Annotated in this window: 17 protein-coding genes; 4 read left to right on the top strand and 13 right to left on the bottom strand. The window is 30.7% G+C overall.

Annotated elements, in window-relative coordinates; translation table 11 throughout:
* The 6 genes from N4A57_RS14480 to N4A57_RS14455 form a co-directional block, all read right to left on the bottom strand.
* Positions 1 to 441: GLUG motif-containing protein (locus N4A57_RS14480; RefSeq protein ID WP_293658711.1), on the bottom strand; the 441-nt coding region annotated here is incomplete at its 3' end.
* Between the two features lie 889 nt (positions 442 to 1,330).
* Positions 1,331 to 2,428, bottom strand: coding sequence for an efflux RND transporter periplasmic adaptor subunit (locus tag N4A57_RS14475; protein WP_293658710.1), 1,098 nt, complete (start codon positions 2,426 to 2,428; stop codon positions 1,331 to 1,333).
* Between the two features lie 111 nt (positions 2,429 to 2,539).
* A complete protein-coding gene (locus N4A57_RS14470) occupies positions 2,540 to 5,851 on the bottom strand; it encodes an efflux RND transporter permease subunit (RefSeq protein WP_293658709.1) in 3,312 nt (1,103 codons plus the stop codon).
* A 407-nt stretch (positions 5,852 to 6,258) separates the two neighbouring features.
* Positions 6,259 to 7,182 carry a transposase gene (locus N4A57_RS14465; protein ID WP_293658708.1) on the bottom strand — a complete coding sequence of 308 codons (924 nt, stop codon included), beginning with the start codon at positions 7,180 to 7,182 and terminating at the stop codon, positions 6,259 to 6,261.
* Positions 7,169 to 7,972 carry an ImmA/IrrE family metallo-endopeptidase gene (locus N4A57_RS14460; protein ID WP_293658707.1) on the bottom strand — a complete coding sequence of 268 codons (804 nt, stop codon included), beginning with the start codon at positions 7,970 to 7,972 and terminating at the stop codon, positions 7,169 to 7,171. Before N4A57_RS14460 ends, N4A57_RS14465 begins: the two co-directional genes overlap by 14 nt.
* A complete protein-coding gene (locus N4A57_RS14455; protein ID WP_293658706.1) occupies positions 7,962 to 8,354 on the bottom strand; it encodes a helix-turn-helix domain-containing protein in 393 nt (130 codons plus the stop codon). Before N4A57_RS14455 ends, N4A57_RS14460 begins: the two co-directional genes overlap by 11 nt.
* A 341-nt stretch (positions 8,355 to 8,695) precedes the next feature.
* Between N4A57_RS14455 and N4A57_RS14450 the strand changes: the two genes are divergently transcribed.
* From N4A57_RS14450 to N4A57_RS14435, 4 genes are all read left to right on the top strand, one after another.
* The gene (locus tag N4A57_RS14450) at positions 8,696 to 8,869 is read left to right on the top strand and encodes a DUF4160 domain-containing protein (RefSeq protein WP_330671529.1); all 174 of its coding nucleotides are present in this window, start codon (positions 8,696 to 8,698) and stop codon (positions 8,867 to 8,869) included.
* A gap of 46 nt (positions 8,870 to 8,915) precedes the next feature.
* Positions 8,916 to 9,119, top strand: a complete 204-nt coding sequence (locus tag N4A57_RS14445) for a DUF2442 domain-containing protein (protein WP_293658705.1) — start codon at positions 8,916 to 8,918, stop codon at positions 9,117 to 9,119.
* Positions 9,120 to 9,544: 425 nt separating this feature from the next.
* The gene (locus tag N4A57_RS14440; protein ID WP_293658704.1) at positions 9,545 to 10,102 is read left to right on the top strand and encodes a class I SAM-dependent methyltransferase; all 558 of its coding nucleotides are present in this window, start codon (positions 9,545 to 9,547) and stop codon (positions 10,100 to 10,102) included.
* A gap of 18 nt (positions 10,103 to 10,120) precedes the next feature.
* Complete coding sequence (locus N4A57_RS14435; protein WP_293658703.1) at positions 10,121 to 10,768, top strand: TVP38/TMEM64 family protein; 648 nt, start codon at positions 10,121 to 10,123, stop codon at positions 10,766 to 10,768.
* 420 nt (positions 10,769 to 11,188) lie between these two features.
* Here N4A57_RS14435 and N4A57_RS14430 read toward each other — a convergent pair whose 3' ends face one another.
* The 7 genes from N4A57_RS14430 to N4A57_RS14400 form a co-directional block, all read right to left on the bottom strand.
* Positions 11,189 to 12,646 (bottom strand): Na+/H+ antiporter NhaC family protein, encoded by a 1,458-nt coding sequence (locus N4A57_RS14430; protein ID WP_293658702.1) that lies wholly within the window; start codon positions 12,644 to 12,646, stop codon positions 11,189 to 11,191.
* A gap of 79 nt (positions 12,647 to 12,725) precedes the next feature.
* Complete coding sequence (locus N4A57_RS14425) at positions 12,726 to 13,835, bottom strand: ATP-NAD kinase family protein (RefSeq protein WP_293658701.1); 1,110 nt, start codon at positions 13,833 to 13,835, stop codon at positions 12,726 to 12,728.
* Positions 13,836 to 13,847: 12 nt separating this feature from the next.
* The gene (gcvPB, locus tag N4A57_RS14420) at positions 13,848 to 15,419 is read right to left on the bottom strand and encodes an aminomethyl-transferring glycine dehydrogenase subunit GcvPB (RefSeq protein ID WP_293658700.1); all 1,572 of its coding nucleotides are present in this window, start codon (positions 15,417 to 15,419) and stop codon (positions 13,848 to 13,850) included.
* 25 nt (positions 15,420 to 15,444) lie between these two features.
* Entirely contained in the window at positions 15,445 to 16,851 is a 1,407-nt protein-coding gene (gene gcvPA, locus N4A57_RS14415) for an aminomethyl-transferring glycine dehydrogenase subunit GcvPA (protein ID WP_330671528.1), read from the bottom strand.
* Between the two features lie 192 nt (positions 16,852 to 17,043).
* Complete coding sequence (locus N4A57_RS14410) at positions 17,044 to 17,838, bottom strand: SDR family NAD(P)-dependent oxidoreductase (RefSeq protein ID WP_293658699.1); 795 nt, start codon at positions 17,836 to 17,838, stop codon at positions 17,044 to 17,046.
* A 751-nt stretch (positions 17,839 to 18,589) separates the two neighbouring features.
* Complete coding sequence (locus N4A57_RS14405; protein WP_293658698.1) at positions 18,590 to 19,867, bottom strand: MFS transporter; 1,278 nt, start codon at positions 19,865 to 19,867, stop codon at positions 18,590 to 18,592.
* 27 nt (positions 19,868 to 19,894) lie between these two features.
* Positions 19,895 to 20,827 carry a sugar phosphate isomerase/epimerase family protein gene (locus N4A57_RS14400; protein WP_293658697.1) on the bottom strand — a complete coding sequence of 311 codons (933 nt, stop codon included), beginning with the start codon at positions 20,825 to 20,827 and terminating at the stop codon, positions 19,895 to 19,897.
* Positions 20,828 to 20,952: the final 125 nt, after the last annotated feature.

The raw sequence follows: 20,952 nt of genomic DNA, 5'->3' as shown, positions 1-20,952 counted from the left end.
TTTTATGATTGAATCTGTTGCTGAGCATCCAATTATCCTTATATTCTCGCCTAAACCTATGATACCACCTATATAATTGTTTCCTGTTATTTGTCCTTTTTTCTTTATATGACTGTTTTCAATAGACGATCCTTTTCCTGATCCTATAAGTCCTGCTGTCCTCTCATGTCCTTTTACTCGAGGATTTTCTAATGTAATATTTATTATTTTTGCATCTTCTACATATGAAAATAGACCTACACCTTTTTGCTCACTTTTATTTATTGTCAAATTCTTAATAACAAACCCATTCCCATCAAGCGTTCCTTTAAATGGATTTTTTTCTGCGCCTATTGGCTCCCAATTTTCTCCTTGCAAGTCAATGTCATTCATTAACTTATAACTTCCACTAAGATTAGTTTTTACATTCTTCAGATCTTCTTTAGTTCTAACTTGTATCATTTTAAAACCTCCCTTTTCATTTCCTTATTTTTAATGTTTGATTTTGATAAATTAAACTACCTGTTAATCCATTGAGTTTAATCAACTCTAAGACTGTGATGTTACAATATGTTCCTATAGACCACAGAGTAACTCCAGACTTAACGGTATAAGTATCAAACTTTCCAAATACCATGCTCCTAACCTCCATTAAAGGAAATATTAACGTACCCTACGTTCCGTGTTTGTTGTAAGCTATAACCGGTTATTTATCTTACACTAATTAAAAAGATATATAATGCTCAAAAGTAAACCAAAAATTTTTTCTTTAAATCATAAAATTTCATAATCTTTAACTCTATAAGTATAAAATTTTTATAATAATATGTTTCTTAGCTTCTATTAAAGTAAAATCTCTTTAATCTACAATATAATTTCCTTATGTTAAAAATATCTAATCAATTATTTATTTTTCCTTTTGTACAAACAAAATCTATACTTAAAATATTCACCTAGGTTCTGAAAAAAATTAATTAATCTTCTCACTTATATAGATAGACAAAATATAAATAATTTGACAAAAAATCTTAAAAAACTACTTAAATCACGAAAAAAAATAATCCTGAGCAAATATTTCACCCTGGATTATTTCTTTTACATCATTCATTTAAAATGTATATCATTGAACTATGATTTAAATATTCAGTAAAATAGTCAAGCTCCTAGTGAAATAACTAGGAGCTTGACTATTTTACATTCTATTTAATAATTTCTAAGTAGTCACATTGTGCATTAATTTTATTCAGTTTATTGCTTACAGAAGTCTAACCATATGAGTACATGTAAGGGTTTACGTCATTAATAGAGTAGACAAAAGAACAAGTAAGTTGACTGATTTACCCATATACCTCTATTTTACCTCAACTAATTTACCATCCTCTAAATTGTCCTTTCCAACTACAATAACCTGATCACCTTTTTTAATACCTTCTAGGATTTCATAGTATTTATCACTCCAAAAGCCTAGCTTTACTTCTCTTTTAATGGCCTTTTTACTTACCTCCAGGAAAATATAATATTTATCCTTCTCTTTTATAATAGCTTTTTTAGGTACTCCTAATGCACCTTTGTGATTATCTAATATTATTTCTACTGTTGAAAACATTCCAGATTTTAATTTTCCCTCTGAATTGTTTATCAAAATCTTAACCGGATAAGTCTTAGTTTGATCACTAGGCTCTGGTCCTATACTTGTTATTTTACCCATGAATATATCAGAGAATATATCTACTTTCACCATACACTCTTGGCCTTTTTTTATAAAGGGCATATCTTTTTCAGCTATTCCCACTTCCACATACATTTCATCTATATTTACAATCTTAAATAGCTCAGTCCCCCCTGATACCATTTGACCCTTCAAGACGTTCTTATTGCTTACTATTCCTGAAATAGGTGCTTTTATGTTTGTGTCATCTATATTTTTCTTTGCCAGTACTAAATCATTTTCCTTAATACTTAGTGCCTCTTTTTGTTTTTCATAATTTTTTTGAATTTCATCAAACTCTACCTTTGATTTTACTTTATTTTCATAAAGAATCTTTCCTCTTTCATAATCATTTATTAAATTCTTATAGTCTATATTAGCTATGGAAAAATCTTTACTTTTATTTTCATATTCTAACCTATAAGTTGTATCATCTAATTTACAAAGACAATCCCCTTTATTAACCTTGCTTCCTAAATCTCCATAAATTTCTTTTACTTTTCCATTTACTTCTCCTGTAACTATTGCCTCTTCTTTAGGTTTTAGATTTCCAGGTACAGATAATTTATTTGTGAAATCCATAATCATAACAGGTTTAGTTTCCACATATATAACCTCTTCTTCTATTTGTGCTTCTACATTTTGTCCATCCGTTTCTTTCACCTGATCTTTTCCACAACCTGAAAGTAAAAAACTATTTATTACTAATATCCATCCTAGTATAACTAATAGCTTCCTCAATACTGTTCTCCTCCCTATTTCTTTTAATACTTTTTAACAAAATCGCTTCGTGCTTATATAAACTGTCATTAAAAAAGATACATATCTTTCATAGGCACTTCCCTTCATAAACTATACATTTATTGTCTTTTTTCTTAATCTTCTATTCTTAAAATACTCCTTCATAGTCTCTACCAAAGAGTATAGTATAGGTACAATCACAAGGGTCAATAAAGTTGCAAAGCTTAGTCCGAATATGATTGCATATCCCATAGGTGCATAAAAGTCATTTTTTAAAGTAAGGGGAAGTATACCGCCTACAGTAGTTATAGTTGTTGACATAACAGGTATAAACCTGGTCATGGCAGTTTCTTTTATGGCTTCATTCATCTCATATCCATTTTTTCTTAAATAATTTATATAATCAACTAATACGATAGCATCATTTACTGCTATACCCACTAAAGACACCATTCCTATTAGGGATGTTAGTCCTAAATAGCTACCCACTATTGTAAGTCCCATAAATACTCCAATGACCGCTAGGGGTACTGAAAACAATATGACAAATGGTTGAGATAAAGAGTTAAATTGTATTGAAAGTACTAGATATACTAATATCATGGCTATAAACATATTTTTTGCCATATTCATAAAATACTCATTAATTTCTTCTTGTTCTCTATCAAAGCCTATAGAATAACCCTTTGGCATATTATATTCTTCAATTTTTCCCATGAATTTTTCTTGTATAGCCATCTTTTCTTCTTGATTTCTTACATTTGCTCCAACCTTTCCATATCTTTTTTCACTATGATGAAATATGGCTGAATAACCTTCTTCCTCTTTTACAGTGGCTACATATGAAAATGGTATAGGTTGATTATTTCTACCATAAAAAAATATATTGTTAAAATCTTCTTTATGCTTTAGTTTTTCTTTACTTGTACGTATCATTACATCTATCTCATCTTGGTTAATTTTAAATGTGGTTGCCTTTAGACCATTTACTGCATTTCTTATGCTCATAGATATGCTTCTATTATCTAGTCCTAGTAGGGCTGCCTTTTCTTTATTTATTATGATCTGAATTTCACTAAGACCATTTTCAAAGTTATTTCCTGAGTCAAAGGTACCGTCTATCTCCTTTAGTATTTGAGTAAAATCACCTGCTATGGCTTTTAACGTATCAAAGTTCTTTCCATAAATCATTACCTCTATATCCTTATTTCCAAAATCTATTCCACCTTTCATCTCTCCTACAGTTATGTCCGCTCCTGGAATATCATTTATTTGTTTTCTACAATGATCAGCTATTTCCATACTGGTTCTTTTTCTTTTTTCTTTTTCCACTAGTTTTACTTTTATTCTTGCCTTCTCAGGACTTCTAATCGTCGTTGAAAAGCTCTCCATTTCAGCATAATCAAATAATATTTTTTCAACTTTTGATGTTATATTTGATGTGGTTTCTAGTTCTGTTCCAACGGGCATTTTTATATTTACATTAAATTCTTCTGCATCCATATCTCCAAATACGGTAATCTTTAATATGCCTGATGCAGGTAGCATTATACTTCCTCCTAGTAGTAAGATAACTACTCCTAGAACTGCAAATTTTTTCTTTTTGCTTGTGATTATGGAATATAACATATTTCCATACTTTTTTATAAATGGATTATCAAGGGGATTTTCTTTTCCCTTAATTAATTTATAGGAAATTGCTCCTGTAAAGATAATGGCAAATGTCCAAGCAAGTATATTTGTATTTATAATTCCCTCATGCTTATCTTTAAATGAAAGCATAGAAAGAACAAATACGGATATAATAGATATTCCTTTTATGGCCATATCTATTATAGGTTTATTTTTTCTACCCTCTTTTACATGGTTTTTTAAAAATACAGAACTTAAAGCTGGTGTTACGGTTATGGCAATAAAAAATGATGCAGCTAATGCGGATATAACTGTTATAGGAATCCATTTAAGCCAATATCCATACAGTCCTGAAGTTATTGCCATAGGTAAAAATGCAGCTAATGTAGTAAGTGTTGCTGATAGTATTGCTGGTGCTACTTGGTTTGTAGCAGCCTTTGCTGCATCCTTAGGGCTTGCTCCCTTCATCTTAAGCCTATCTATATTTTCCATAACTACAATACCATTATCCACAAGCATCCCTACTGCTAGTATCATAGAAAAGAGTACCATAGTATTGATGGAAGCTCCCGAATTTTTAAGTACTATTGTAGATCCTAAAAGTGCTAATGGAATAACTGTAGCTACTACCAAAGATTCTGATAATCCTATAAATATATATAAAACGATTATAACTAGAAACAATCCTGATTTAGCATTATCAAATACATCTCCCAGATTTCGTTCTATTTCTTCTGCTAAATCCATAGTTATATGTGTCTCCATCTCCTTTGGATAAACAGATCCTTTGCCATCCTTTAATATCCTTCGCACCTCTTGTCCTATCTTTACTGCATCAGATCCTTCTTTTCTTTTGACTACTATAGTTACTGATTTTTTTACAGTAGGATTATCTGTTCCTACTCCAACAGACGTTCTAGCATCAGATTGTATTTCTTTGTATCCATCTACTACCATGCCTATGTCCTTTATATATAAGGGTCCAGTTCCCGTGTATGAGACAACTACATTTTCCATATCTTCTACGCGCTTAAACTTACCTATTGTTCTTACGTTATACTTTTTATTATCTAGATATATATTTCCTCCTGGTATAGTCGTATTGCTAGTCTTGAGTGCATCTCCTATCTGCTCTACTCTCATGTTATATGCTGCTAGCTTATGGGGGTCTATAATTACCTTTATCTCCCTCTCTAGTCCACCATATACATCCACATTAGATACGTCTTTAATCTTTTTTATTTCATCTTTTATTCTATCAGCAGAATTTTTAAGTTCTACATAATCATCTATTCCTGTTAAATTAAGAATAAGTACATATTCATTACCCGTTTCCATTTCACTTATATAGGAATCATCTGCATCGTCAGGAATACTAGATTTTGCTTCTGATACCTTATCCTTTACTTCATTTTTCATCTTTTCCATGTCCACACCCATATCAAAGCTTATGTCAATGCTAGAATAACCTAATGCTGATGTGGATTTTAAACTCTTTATACCTTCTATCTCACTGATTCTACTTTCTAATTCATCCGTAACTAAGTTTTCTATTTCCTCCGGAGATGCCCCTGTATATGTTGTAGTTATATTAATATAAGGAAGTCTTATCTCTGGATTGATTTCTTTAGGCATTTGAGAAAAAGATAGCCATCCTAAGTACATAACAAGAATGATTAGGAGAAGCATAATCCTTGGTCTCTCTATAAATAAACAGGCCCATTTACCGAGAATATTTTTTTCATCATGAAGTTCTGGTATATAACTATGGTGATCCTTTTGGTCTTTCATCCTCTGTCTCCTTTCTAATTTAGATATTACAGAATTTAATATCAGGATTATTTTACCATATTTTTTAATAAAATGTATGATTCTAAACTTTTTTTAATGTTATGTTAAGGCTCATAAAATATTTCTCAACAAAGAGTACATGGAATTAATCTTTAAAGAACATTAAAAAAAGTATCTGGACTAAGGCATATTCAAAAAATAAATTAGTCATTTTACTGGTTATTTGAATTATTTTCTTCGTTATGGATCCCTTACATATGTTTAATATGCTCACTCACCATGCCTTGAAAATAATTGGAATTTCTCAGAGAACTGACTAATTTATTTCTTTCATATGCCTAATGCAAATACTTTAATCTTTCATATATAATACTTTACCCACTCTAATCCATGGGGTAGTACTATCCCTAGTATATAATTTTAAAATATGAATCTATCATAATTCTATCAACTAAATCTTCTTTACTAAACGAATCAAATTGTAATTTAATATCTGATTCTCCTGTGTAGTAAACTTTTATATTCCCTTCAGTTGAGCTATTTAAAATATCTATCATTTTTGTTCTATCAGTTAGTATATTTTCAATATACATTTTATACAATAAAGTAGCTGTTGTTAATTGATAGGGCTCTTTTTTATCATGATGTTTATATATGTAATCATTTAAACTAATAATATTTGTTCTTGAATTTAAATCATTACTAAAGAAAATACACTTACCTATAGGTATTTTAGTTAAAATAATAAAACATATAAACATTAATTCCTCACCTAAATTATCTTTTGACTCTTTCATAGATCTAGCAAATGTGAAAAAATCACTATAAAGTTCTTTATGCCCTGGATTTTTTCCTATTAATTTTTTCAAATGATTTTCTTGAATAAGCTTTTTTATTTCATATATTGTTCCTTTAAATTTACTAATCTCATTAATAGCAAAACCTAATAGTTTATTTGCATTTTCATTATTAATATTAATAACTGCATTTAAACAATGTAGTATGAATTCTTCATCTAATAAAATAATTTTTATATTAGAATCATGTAATTCTTTTAAATAATTTAGTTGTACAGTGTGAATTTTATTATCTTCTGAGGAACTTAATTCCATTAGGACAGTTCTAGTTAATATGATAGTAGCATGTTTGTTCTTCAAAAAGTTTATAATATAATTTCTATTTAGAGTATCTGAATGGGTTATTAAAGAACATGTATCATAAAAGAAGTACTTTTCACCAGTAATAAAATGATTAATGATATCCTGTTTTTCTGTTACAAAATAGTCCTGTATTTCATAAAAATTTATTGGTATTTCTTTATATGTTTTCATCTATTATTCGTATTTCCTCATACATTTTTTTTAATCTCTCAACTATTTTGTAATAATTATATTCAGACATGAATTGATTTTTTATTAAATCTTTTCCTTCCTTCTCAATCATATTAAAAACATGGCTCATCTCATCATTTAGGGTAGGGGTAATTATTTCGGTGTTAATCCATAGTTTTTCTAATTTCTTTTTCAAATCATCTTTTTTTATTTCCAATAAAGGTTTAACTTCATTTATATCTTTAAGAATGTCTAATTCAAATAACCTTATTAACACGGATACAAAAGTAGAATCAAAATAATTCATTAGCTTTAAAACAATATCTTCTGTAGATAAATCTTCTGATTTATATAATCTATATATTTTATTAAATTCCACCTTTGGCATTAATAAATTTGCAGCAAACAAATTAGCCTTACGCTCATTTTCATCAGTTGTATAATCATTATTAAAATATACTTCTCTTTTTTCATTAATATAATTGGTAGACCCTTTTAAAACATGATAAATATCATGACAAAAGGCAAAATACATTTTATTTCTAGGTTGATTAGAATTAAGAAGCAAATAATTACTATACGTAGTATTTAAAAAAACCGCTCCAAAATCATCATATTTCATTGGAATTTCTATAATCATAACATTTAATTTTCTTCCTATTTCTTTCATCAATTTAGGAATATCTCCCTTACAATTAACTGTATCATAGAATTCATCTAAAGTTTCTTCAACGTCTGTATAGTGCAATCTATTATTAATAACTATTTCTTTAAATTTTCTAAATTCCATTATCTAATACCTCTGATATGTCAAGAGCATTCTTATTAAGTTTGTCTTTAACACCTAAAACAGCATCTATATGTTCTATAAAATCAAATATGAGATTTGCAAAATTCTCCTTTTCCCTAGTTGGTGTCCCCATATAAAATGCAATGGACGTTGATTCTTCATACTCAACGGTATTTACTACTATATCATCATTTAAGAAATCAATTATATTTTTATCTAAAGCCAATGCAATTTTTTTCATATCTTCTTGTAAAATATCTTGTTTTCCATTTAATAATCGTGAAAGTTTATTTTTTTCTATATTGGATTTCAAAGAAATAAAACTTTGCTTAATTCCATGATATTTTATATATTTATTAACATTTTTAACAAAATTATTCATAAAAACATCTCCTCTCATTTATATTGTATCATTTTATGATACTTATATACAATCAAAACTTCTAGTTTCATATTTTTGTTGATATATATTATGATTTATATCATTTTTTGATATTAAAACCTATTATCTTTATATACCTGCCCCTCAAAGAACATGAAACACAATGATAATTCTATTTATAAAATAATAAAAAACCTGAATGGTATTAAAATGTACCATATAGAGTAGACAATAAAATATTCTATTAAAAATAGATTTTTATTTGTATTTATTGATATAATAATTAATAAATGAGGTAATCTTATGCCAGTAATAACAAGGTTTTATGGGATTCTCATAAAATGTATTTTAATGATCATCTTCCACCACATTTTCATGCTATATATGGAGAATACAATGGACTATTTGACTTAAATACTTTAGAAATGTTAGAAGGAGATCTTCCTAATAGAGCTCATAAATTGATACAAGAATGGGCTAAGTTCCACGAAAAAGAGTTAAAAGAAATGTGGTAAACACAAGAATTTTAAAAAATAGAAGGATTACAATAGGAGTGATCTAATGCATCCGAGAATAAAAGATGTAAAACCTTTAGAGAACTATATTCTTCTAGTAACTTTTGATACTAAAATCAAAAAATATGATATGAAAAATTGGTTTAATCATAAAAACTTTAAAATTTTGAAAGATAAAATCATATTTAATATGGTTCAAGTTGATGTTGGTGGTTATGGCATTAGTTGGAATGATGAAGTTGATTTATAGATAAGCAATTTTAGGATTAAAAATTTTATTCCTATCAAATAAACTACTATTTTATTTATCCAAATATAATAAACACATGTTATTTTTAGAGTCTAAATTCTTTATATATAACAAAGACTCTAAACTAAACCGAATGACCTTTGACCTATGATACTTAAATTAGGGGCCTGGTGAAAAACTCACCCAGGATTATAAGTTGTGATCCATAAACTCCCATTTCATCGTCAAAGATTGTATTTCTAAGTCTTAACTTACACATGTCTTCTTCACTAGCTTCCACGTTTTCATTTGTTGTATATGAATATACACTCTTTTTATCTAAAAGTTATTATAAAAAATGTTAATAAATCTTAAGAATTTCAATGCCTATTTCTTTATATTTTTCATTTAATATTATATTAAATAAAAGCTATGGAGGATTGAACATGAAAAGATTATCATTCATTTTACAATATATATTAAAACCTAAGACTGTAGGAGCCATACTTCCAAGTTCTACCTATTTGGCAAATAGAATGATGGAAGGTATAGACTTTCATAATGCTAGATATATTGTAGAATATGGGCCAGGGACAGGGGTCTTTACAGATAAATTACTTAAAAGAAGAACAAAAGATACTTTAATTATACTCTTAGAATATAACCATGAATTTTATCTTACATTAAAAGAAAAATATAAGAATGAAGAAAATCTATATATTATAAATGATTCGGCTGAAAATATAGATATACACCTAAAAAAACATGATATTCCTTATGTAGACTATGTAATCTCAGGACTACCCTTTGCTAGTTTACCAGAGAAGGTATCATCTGAAATTTTAGCCAAAACAAAATTAGTACTAAGAAAGGGCGGAAAGTTTACTACTTTTCAGTACACTCTATTTAAGAAGGATTTTATAAGTATGTTTTTTAAAAATATACACATTGAAAGGGAATTAATAAATATGCCACCAGCCTATGTATTTATTTGTAAACATTAAGAGAGGAGGAATAATTTTATGAAGATTAATAAGAAATATTTTATTGTTATTATATGGATTGTAGTAATTTATTTTATTAAAAAAAATAATATAATATCATTAGATACAGAAATACTAAAAAAATATATAAGTATAAATGAAAAAAAACAAATATTATTATTTATGGCACTATGGGTAATTAGACTATTGTTCCTTATACCAGGGGTAACTCTTATGATTCTAGGGGGATTATTTCTAGGCCCCATGAAAGGATTCTTAGTATCTATGGCAGGAATGATTTTAAGTGAAACTATAGTATATCTGTTTGCAAAGACAGTTTTCAATTCAAAGGTAAAGGATATGATTAATAATAAATATCAAGAACTCTCTCTCTTAATAAAAAAATATAATTACGGATTTTTAGCTTTAGGAATACTTTGTCCTATAGCTCCAACTGATGTTATCTGCTTTTTATCGGCTTCGGCAGAAAGAAATTATATAAAATATATGTTCACTATAATCATAGCAAATCTGCCTATAATATTATTATGTAGTTATATTGGTATAGATTATAAAGAAAATATATATGGAGTTACATTAATGCTTGTGTCCACTAGTATGATTATATTTTACTCTTTAAAAACTTGGTACCATATGAAAAATAATATACTAATCAATGAATTATAAAGTTAAATTTAAATAATTAGGCAAGGGGATTACTGCTATTAACCCTATCTTGCTCTCTACCATACATTTAATAAATACAGTGTCTCCAATTCTATTGATTTTGTCTTCTTTATAAATTCCACCAAACTTCATCAAGTTAACATTTAAAATATGTTTCTATTTAAATATATTATTCCTTGTATAATATGTACTGACAAAATATTTCTCAACAAACTGAAATAATCCTGGGTAAAATTCTCACCCAGGATTATTTCTTTTATATTAGGCATATTCAAAAAATAAATTAGTCATTTCACTGGTTATTTAAAATATTTTCTTCGTTATGGAATCGCTTACATATGTTCAATATGCTCGCTCACCATGCCTTGAAAATAATCCAAATCCCTCAGAAAATTGACTAGTTTATTTTTTTCATATGCCTTATTTAACTAAAGAAGTTCTCTTTCTTAACTTAACCTTTGGCTCACGTGGTAGGCCGAATAATGGTATGAATCTATCCCAACCAGTGAAGGTTAATATTAACATGGACCCTACTGCTATGTAGGCCATAAAGTTGTATCTTATAATATCCGTTGGAACAAAACTATGAAGAGGATATACCGCTTTTGCTATGGCCACATAGAATAATACGAAACAGTGCCAAGGAATAAGTTGTGATCCATAAACTCCCATTGCATCGGCAAAGGTTGCATTTCTAAGTCTTAAATTATACATGTCTTCTTCACTAGCTTCCACGTTTTCATCAGTTATGGTTTTCATAATAGGACTTATTGTTACTATTTCTGCCGTTTCATCTCCTAATGCAGCATTACCTATTAAACATAATAGTGCATTACAGCACATTAACTGTCTCACATTTCTAGCCATAGATACTATTGTCTTAGATATAGGTTCAAAGGCCTTCATGCTATTCATTATTCCTCCAAATGCAGCTACCCACATCATCATTACTATGGACCAACTACCTGCATCTGAAAAACCTGTATATATTAGTTCTAAAAATCCATTTAAAGATTCCACTGTTCCAGCAACTGTTCCTAATATTAGGGATGATACTATTCCAGCTCCTAAACAAATCATAGTTTGGAATCCTTTAACAGCCATACCTATAACTATGATAAGAGGTATTATCATATAAAATGGTACACCTGCCTGAACTTGCTCTAGTAAAGTTACTGCTGATGCCCTTTGTTCTGCTAATGAAGCCCATGCTTCTGGAGGAATTTGATTTATTGCTTCTGTGGCATTTCCCACTGTTGAAGGAAGACCCATAATATTTCCTGTTATGAATATTACAATGGCTGTTAATATTAAACATAAACCAGACCAAGGACCTTGATGTCTAACTCTGTGTATAATCTCTACTTGTTGTAATCCAGAACTTAACACGGTTGTATCAGATATAAGACCAATATTATCTCCAAAACATGCTCCACCAGCTATGGATGCCACTGTTAATAATATATCTCCACCTACTATATGGTTTAACCATAAAAATACAGGAGCACAGGCTGCAAAGGTTCCCCAACTAGTTCCCGTTGCAATTGATAATATACATGTAACTATAAATCCAACTACTGCCACACTCTTTGCTGTTACTCCCATCTTTAAAGACATGATAATGATGGAAGCTCCAACACCTGTAGCCATAAAGGACTCTGCCAAACCATAAGCAAACATAAGAATAAAAAATACAATTACGATTTCTCTCACATTGTTTAAAGCCAAATCCAATATTTTCTTAAAAGAATACTTTTCCGTGGCCATTGCAATTAAAACAGCAACTATAGTGGCCATTGGTGCTGCCAATAATACGTCCATTCCACTTATCATAAGTCCTGCCAGTACAAATATAGGTGATATCTTTAATAATGCCATAATTCATCCTCCCTTTTTATTTATATATATAAATAACCTATAGCATATATGACACATTTACATCTCCTAAATACCACTTTTAAAATTTTACTAGATACATGGTGTATTCACCATATCCAATAGTTATTCTCATATATCCACTTAAACTTTTATCTACTTCTTCATTCCCCATGTCCACCATCAAGGGACGTCCTTGTAAAGACTTTATCTTCTCCCGTGTGCTCACTACTATAATATTATTTTTCCCCACATACTCAATAACAGAAGGACTTATTTGATGGTTTCCCCTTCCTAATATGTATCCTTGGCCTCCCGTTGGAGTTAATATTAACTTGCACTTCCTACCCTTTATTTCTTTTAGTATTTCTTTTTCTGTAACATCATTCTTTACTATATTTTTATTCATTACCAAATCTACCCCTAATAGGGAATTAGGCAGATTTAAATTCTCCATGATTGCCCTTGTGGTAGTTCCTGGACCTATTATGTACAATATATCTTCTTCCATATTATCTATAATTTCTAATCCTATTAGATTTTGATTTGCCCTTTCACTAAGGGGTGATGGTGCCTTTCTATTTTGTGTGAAGTTCTTTTCATAAGGTATATTAAGATATCCATATAATTGGGTATTCACTATGCCCCTTCGATAAGCATCCTCATCAATATCTAAAACTTCCACTTCATTTACTTCTTTTATTTTTCCATTTATATATTTCCTTACTAATTCACCAGCTTTTTTAGGATTCTTTGCATATACAGGAGAATGTATCTTTACTCCTGCAGGAATACCTATGGTCACACAATGGAGTCCAACACCATTGAATATGTCCCTAGCCGTTCCATCTCCACCGGCAAATATTAGTATATCTATATTTTCCTTCATAATTTCCCTAGCTGCTTTTATTGTATCTTCAGAAGATGTGTTTAACTTTGAACTCCTATAAACAGTTTTAGTATTAAATCCAAATTCCTTTCCTACACTTTCTCCCATTTCACCATAAGCCGTCACTAATTGGATACTATCTTTCATATGAACTAACTCTATTAGGGCTTTTTTTGCCCTTTTAGGTGCCTGGGGGATGGCCCCAAGCTCTATGGCCCTTTGTACCATCCCGTCAGTACCTTTTAATCCAACTCTCCCACCCATACCTGCAATGGGATTTATTATTAATCCTATCTTTTTCAATTTTTCTATCCCTTACTCATTTGAAGTCTTTCTTAGATAAGTTCTCCAAGATAATGCCCATTCACTAGGATCATCTAAACTAGATTCATCCACTTGGTGACACACACTACTATGGGGTGCAGTTTTTACTATTTCAGGATTTTCGTAACACTCTTTAAATATGTGTTCTAATGTGGCAATATACTCATCTAAATCTTCCTTAGATGGAGTTTCTGTAGGCTCTAATGTTATTGGCTCTGGAATATGATAAGGATGGTGACTAGTCCAGTAGTGCATTCCAAAGTCCATCATTCTACGTTGAATATCCCCTGTAGTAACACCCGTATCCTTAGTTAATTTTTCAATAGTATATCTAACCTGTTCAATTCTTTGCTTTCCTCTAATATAAGGAGCATCTACACAATCAATATTCATTAACTTACTAAATAGATAGTTATTATTAAGTACGGCTATCTTAGCAACTTCATATAATCCTTCTGCTCCAAGGCTTCTTATCCATGAATAAGCTTTAAGTATTACAGGGGCCACACCTAAGAACATTCTCACCTTCCCTATACTATATTCCTCATCTAAAAGATCATAGCTCAACTTATATTTACCTTCACTCTTTTCTACTAAAGGTCCTGGTAAATATTTTACTAATTTCTCCACTACTCCTGTGGCTCCTGATGCAGGTCCACCACAACCATGTGGTGTTGAGAAGGTCTTATGTAGATTAAAGAAACACATATCAAATCCTGCTTCTTTAGCCCTCGTTACACCTAATAATCCATTTGCATTAGCCTGATCATATCCACAAAGGCCATCGTATTCATGAACTAAGGACGTGAACTCTTTAACCCTTGGATTATATACTCCCGTATCCTCTGGATTTGCCACTATAAATCCTGCCGTTCTTTCATTTACGGCAGCCCTAAATGCCTCAAAGTCTGGATATCCATTTTCATCTGGATGAATATATATTATCTTATATCCCTTAACAGCTGGTGCTGCTGCATCAGATGGATGAGAATATATGGTAGTTATTATTTCATCCTTTGTCTTATGATTACCCTTATCTTCATGATACTTTCTAATGATAGAAGCCATGGCTAGTATCCCTTGACTTCCTCCTCCTGGTTGAAATGTGAATCTACTCATGCCAGATATTTCTCTCATGTATTCATCTGTACTATGGATAATCTCTAACATTCCCTGTACAGTAGATTCATCTTGAAGAGGATGTAGTTCTGTTATTTGAGGCATTCTTGCAAATTGTTCATTTATTTTAGGACTATACTTTACCGTACAAGTTCCTTGACCTATTTCTATATTCACATCTGCACCTAAAGTTTGCTGCGATAATCTCATGTAATGTCTTAGTACTCTAGATTGAGATATTTCAGGTAAGTTAACTGGCTCCTTTCTTAACATACCCTTAGGTAATTTTGAAGTACACTCTCCCACCCTATCTTTTATTTCATCAGAAACTTCTGGAACTAAAATACCCCTTTCACCTTTTTTACTTAACTCATATATTATTGGCTCATCCCATTTTGCTTGATGGAAGTTCCTAACCTTATAGTTTCTATCTATTCTCTTCATTCATATTCACCTCTCTTATTTTGTCTTAGCATCCTTCAACAATTTCTTTTATTCCATTTACCAATCTATCTATATCTTCTTTAGTATGGATTTCTGTCACACAATAAAGGGCACATTCACCTAATTCTTTAAAGTCTTTAGATAAATCCTTACCACCAAAGATTTCTTTCTTTAATAATTCCCTATTTATTTCATCTACAGTTTTACCCGTTCCATTAAAGTCTACTACAAATTCTTTAAATGATATGGAGTTAAAGTAAGATCCTTTTACACCTTTTATTTCATTTATTTTTTCTATGGCATATTGACTCCTTTGTAGTATGCCTTCTCCTAGTTCTCTCATACCCACAGGTCCCATTGTGGCTAAATATACACCAGCTGTAATACCCCATAGGGCCGATTGAGTTCCTACATATTCTTTTCCATGTTCCCTATGGTGACCAAAGGAAGTTCTATCATAGGCCACATCACCAAATCCATATTCACCTTCAACATTAGTAGGTGCTATACCAAATAATCTAGATGGAAATTCCATTACATATTTTTCTTCATCCCTAGTTGCCATGAATCCAGACTGGCCACCACCATAATTCATATGTATTCCTAAGGGTTGTAGATCTCCACAAACTATATCTGCTCCATACTTAGATGGAGGTATTAATAGTCCTAAGGAACTTGGGTCTACTCCAACTACACTAATAGCACCTACACCATGGGCTATCTTTGATATTTCATCTCCATTTGGTTCTATTACTCCTAAGAATGTGGGATTTTCAAAGTATACAGCAGCCGTATTATCTGAAACTTTATTCTTTAAATCCTCTAGGTTCATGTATCCTGTTTCTCTATCATAGTCCACCTCTATAAGGTTTATATCTGGTGAACAATAGTTTTTAATGATTAGGAATTTTTCCTTATCTAATACTTTAGGAATTAAAACTTCCTTTCTTCCACTCATTCTACTAGCCATTCTTATGGATGTGGCACTGGCCTGAGGACCATCCATAGTAGGTACGTTTACCACATCCATATCTACTAATTCTCCCACCATGCTTTCATATTCAAATAATGATTGGAATCTACCATGATCATTATATGGTTCTCCACCATAGGCAGTTAAAAATTCTCCCCTAGAGTTTATTTCATCACATATGGCAGGAACATAGTGTTGAGCACACCCAGCTCCTATAAAGTTTAGATAATCATTACAACTTTTATTTTTCTTTAATATTCTCTCCACATGTCTCTTTAATTCATACTCTGATTTAAATGGCTTTGGTAATTTCATATTCTCTTTTAACTTTAAACTCTCTGGTACTTCATCATGTAACTCTTCTAAACTATTTAGTCCAATTTCCTTTAACATTTCATTTTGAATTTCCAAATCTGAATTTGGAATATATGGATGATTTTTAAAACCTTTCATTGCCATAAGCCCTCCTCCTTATATGTAAGGCATATGAAAGAAATAAACTAGTCAGTTCTCTGAGGGATTTGGATTATTTTCAAGGCATGGTGAGCGACCATATTAAACATATGTAAGCGATTCCATAACGAAGAAAATAATTCAAATAACCAGTGAAATGACTAATTTATTTTTTTGAATATGCCTAAACCTTATAATCTAAGCAATTCCTCCACCATCTACAACTAATGCACTTCCCGTTACCCAACTAGATAAATCACTACATAAGAACAACACTGCATTAGCTATATCTTCAGGCATACCTATCCTTGCCAATGGTCTATCTGTTCCACAATCTTTTAAGTAGCTTTCTTCACTCTCTGCATCTTTCACAAATCCCGTTTGCACTCCCTCATCCCTTAACATGGCCGTATCTGTATCTCCTGGATTAACACTATTTACCCTGATTTTGTCCTTACCATGGTCTATTGCCATAGCTCTAGTTAAATTTACAATGCCCCCTTTAACAGCGCAGTAGGCAGCAGCATCGTCTCCACCTTTTAGACCCCATCCAGATCCTGTATTTATAATACTTCCACCACCATTTTGTGCCATTATAGGGATAATAAATTTAGATAACAAATATGTACCCTTAAGACCTACATTAATTACGAAGTCCCATTCGTGTTCTTCTAATTCAACCACATTCTTTCTAACAGTTACCCCTGCATTATTAAATAATATATCTATTTTTCCAAACTTCTCTTTTATTTTATTTACAGTATTTTTTACATTTTCCTGGCTTGTTACATCACATTTAAAAAATTCTGCACATCCACCACCACTATTAATTTTTTCTGCTTCTTCTTTCCCCTTTTCATTCACATCAATCATAGCTATTTTTGCTCCATGTTCTGATAATAGCTTTACTGTTCCTAGACCTATTCCAGATGTAGCTCCAGATATGACAGCAACTTTTCCCTCTAAAGATAACTTATCCATTTTCTTTTCCATAGCCTTTGCCCCCTGTTCATAAAAATGAATTTTTCTATTTTATAAAGATTTAACTTTTCTTCCCTTGCCATTTATATTAAGCATTTTTTGTGCCAATTACTTTCTGTGTTTATCTTGTCTACTATTTTTATGTGGCTAAGTCTTTAAATATGCTATTATAATATTTTATTTATTACTTATATTTTTTCCATATTGTTTTCCATTTGCCAATTGGTCATTATATTCTGTCAATTCCATAACCATTTTTGATGTAAATAGTAAATTAATCACATGTACAGACTCTTATCTAAAGCATAAAGGCGAAACAGTTCATGCTTCCTTTATTGAAGAAGTTTTATCTAAAGGCAAAATATTAGTCAATACTCCTGGTTCAATGAAACATTGTATAGGTTATAGATTTAAAGAAAACTGCTGCCTTCAAAGAGCTACACATAGGATTATAGATTTATTGGTTTTAAATTTGTTTTATACAGTAACTTGCCTATAAGGGAAAATATATTGAAAATCTTTGGAACCCTGGAACGTCACAACATCCTATGCTACTTCAACATGACACATGAACCTATATACGAAGATTCACACTTTCGCTTGTGACAAGGACTGGGGTGGAAAAGATTTTCAATATATTTTCCTGAAATAGGCCCGCATAAAGCAAGTTTATACACCAGAAATCTATAAGGACCTTATATAGAAAGATTAAAGATTTATAAACTATAAAAAAGCACTGATATCAGTGCTTTTTTTATTAAATTTATGCAGTTTTATTCTCTGCTTGCTTTTTTTCAATTCTCTTACATAATAGGTGACTAATTATAAATCCTGTAACCGCAAAACATAATTGGATCATATATATCCTATTGTAAGCTATGGAAGGATCATATTTATCTATCATAGAACCATAAGTAGCATAGGCCCAAAACATAGGTGAATATCCTAAAAATGCTGCCACAGACATGGCTGAACCACTCACTGCCTTTGGCATATTTAATTCTCCTATGGGAGCATAATATACACCCCTTAACATATAGCATAATATGGTTATACCCATAAGTATAATTAATGCTGGTATCATGAATGCCTCTTTTTTTGGTACAATTATTATCATTCCTAAAAATATAATTGTAACACCTAGAGCTAATCTCATAAAATGAGTAGATGATTTAAACTTATTATCCCCAATAAGACCTGCTAATGGACTGGATATCATCCTTGTTACAGATGTGTTAACAAGACCGAATATGGCAACCATGCCCACGGGTATATGATATACATTTTGTAAAAATGGTAAAAAATATGTTAATCCTATATATATAGTATAAATCCCACCGGCTGTAATTCCTACAAACCAAACTTCTGGCATTGATAAAACTTTGATCAATCCTTTTAATGCTAGTTTATTTTTTTCTTTTGCCGTTTCTGCCTTTATATATATCTCTTCTGGTAATATAACCCAAGTTATTATGGCCATTATAATTATTAATGCTGAATCAACACCTAATGCCACTTTTACCCCTAGTACACTTTGACCCACTACTGAAAAAATCAGTATGGCCAGACCATTAGTTGCAAATTCAGTACCACCACGAACTAGTTCTAATGCACCAAAGGCTGTTCCCTGTTTGTCATCAGGTGCTATAGTTCTAATACTCTTTAACACAGCTGCCCAGTAAAAGGCTTCTTGAGTCAATCCAAATAAGGCAAACACCATGAGTGCTCCATTGTATGAAGGAGCTATTGCAAGATAAAATCCACAAATTCCTGTTATAAATAAATTGATAGATAATAGCTTTCTATTTGAAAATCTATCTTGAAACCATCCACCAGGAACATACATAATAGTAGATACAATACCTATTAGACTAAGTAAAAATCCAAGTTGAGCATTATTTACTCCCAATGCTTCTTTAAATGGTTCGTACAACACACTCCTAATAGAATTTATAGCATACATTAGCTGACTTCCAACTGCTACTACCATAAAGTGCAATAAGGTTTTCTTATCAAAGTTTAGCTTTCTAATTATATTCATTAGATACACTCCTTTTATATTTTTCCTTTATGCCTTCTCATATATATCTAATAGTCTCATCCCTGCCTTATAAGCCCTATCTAAAAAAGCTTTTTCATCCTTCTCTCTAAGGGATAATTCCATTGTAAGGGGTAATTTATAGGGTGAATCTTTTATTATTTTAATAAGTTCATGCCAATTAATATCTCCTTCAAAGGGAATCATATGAAGGTCATTTTTTACTGTGGATAAGTCATTTTCTAATTCTTCCTTTGTAGCGCCCCTATTATCATTTAAATGAAGACCTATTAATCTATCTAAATATCTTCTCACTAGTTGGAATGGGTCTTCTCCATTCATAATAAGGCCATGGCCTGAATCAAAACAAAAACCTAAAAACTCCTTATCATATCTACTAAATAACATATCAAATTGTTCTATCTGCCACTTGTTAGGGGTTCCTATTAAATTTTCTATTCCTATTTTCACTCCCATATTTATGCAATAGTCCTTCAACTCATCTAAAGATTTAAACACTTGACTATAGTAGATATCTTTAAATTCCTGGGATTCCTCCATAGATTTCCAGGGTAATTGCATGTGTATTACCACTTCTTTAGCTCCTATAATAGATGCTAAATCTACTCTATTTTTAATAAGTTCTACTCCAGCTTTCCTATTGTACTCATTAACAGATGTATAATCCTTTCTATTATCATGTTCATTTCGATGTTTATATCTGCCCTCTATATCAAGTCTTACACCTCCTTCTGAACCATGAATTCCCTTCACTTTTAAGTTATACTTATCTATTAAGTCTTTTATTTGAAGCATTTCCTCTTTTGAATAAATATAGTTACCTTGCCATTCATGAACCCAATGTATAAAATTAAATCCTGCATTGGAAATATTTTTTAATACATCTTCTAAATGTGATATATTAGGTTCTTCTCCCTTATAATCTGTAGCAAAAGCAATCATATTTTCCCCTCCTCTTTTAATGAAATCAAGAAATCGATTTCCTAATATATATACTAAAGCATCCATTGATTTTTTTTAATGGATAAATTAAAGTAATTTTGTGTAAAAAAATAAAGCTAAGTTCT

The sequence above is a fragment of the Anaeromicrobium sp. genome, from assembly GCF_025210435.1.
GTDB lineage: Bacteria > Bacillota > Clostridia > Peptostreptococcales > Thermotaleaceae > Anaeromicrobium.
This window is presented reverse-complemented; position numbering and strand designations above follow the sequence as displayed.

Excerpts from the sequence above, each read along its gene's own strand:
- N4A57_RS14470 (WP_293658709.1), bottom strand. The coding sequence starts at position 5,851 with ATGAAAGACCAAAAGGATCACCATAGTTATATACCAGAACTTCATGAT.
- N4A57_RS14465 (WP_293658708.1), bottom strand. The coding sequence starts at position 7,182 with ATGAAAACATATAAAGAAATACCAATAAATTTTTATGAAATACAGGAC.
- N4A57_RS14460 (WP_293658707.1), bottom strand. The coding sequence starts at position 7,972 with ATGGAATTTAGAAAATTTAAAGAAATAGTTATTAATAATAGATTGCAC.
- N4A57_RS14455 (WP_293658706.1), bottom strand. The coding sequence starts at position 8,354 with ATGAATAATTTTGTTAAAAATGTTAATAAATATATAAAATATCATGGA.
- N4A57_RS14450 (WP_330671529.1), top strand. The coding sequence starts at position 8,696 with ATGTATTTTAATGATCATCTTCCACCACATTTTCATGCTATATATGGA.
- N4A57_RS14445 (WP_293658705.1), top strand. The coding sequence starts at position 8,916 with ATGCATCCGAGAATAAAAGATGTAAAACCTTTAGAGAACTATATTCTT.
- N4A57_RS14440 (WP_293658704.1), top strand. The coding sequence starts at position 9,545 with ATGAAAAGATTATCATTCATTTTACAATATATATTAAAACCTAAGACT.
- N4A57_RS14435 (WP_293658703.1), top strand. The coding sequence starts at position 10,121 with ATGAAGATTAATAAGAAATATTTTATTGTTATTATATGGATTGTAGTA.
- N4A57_RS14430 (WP_293658702.1), bottom strand. The coding sequence starts at position 12,646 with ATGGCATTATTAAAGATATCACCTATATTTGTACTGGCAGGACTTATG.
- gcvPB (WP_293658700.1), bottom strand. The coding sequence starts at position 15,419 with ATGAAGAGAATAGATAGAAACTATAAGGTTAGGAACTTCCATCAAGCA.
- gcvPA (WP_330671528.1), bottom strand. The coding sequence starts at position 16,851 with ATGGCAATGAAAGGTTTTAAAAATCATCCATATATTCCAAATTCAGAT.
- N4A57_RS14410 (WP_293658699.1), bottom strand. The coding sequence starts at position 17,838 with ATGGAAAAGAAAATGGATAAGTTATCTTTAGAGGGAAAAGTTGCTGTC.
- N4A57_RS14405 (WP_293658698.1), bottom strand. The coding sequence starts at position 19,867 with ATGAATATAATTAGAAAGCTAAACTTTGATAAGAAAACCTTATTGCAC.
- N4A57_RS14400 (WP_293658697.1), bottom strand. The coding sequence starts at position 20,827 with ATGATTGCTTTTGCTACAGATTATAAGGGAGAAGAACCTAATATATCA.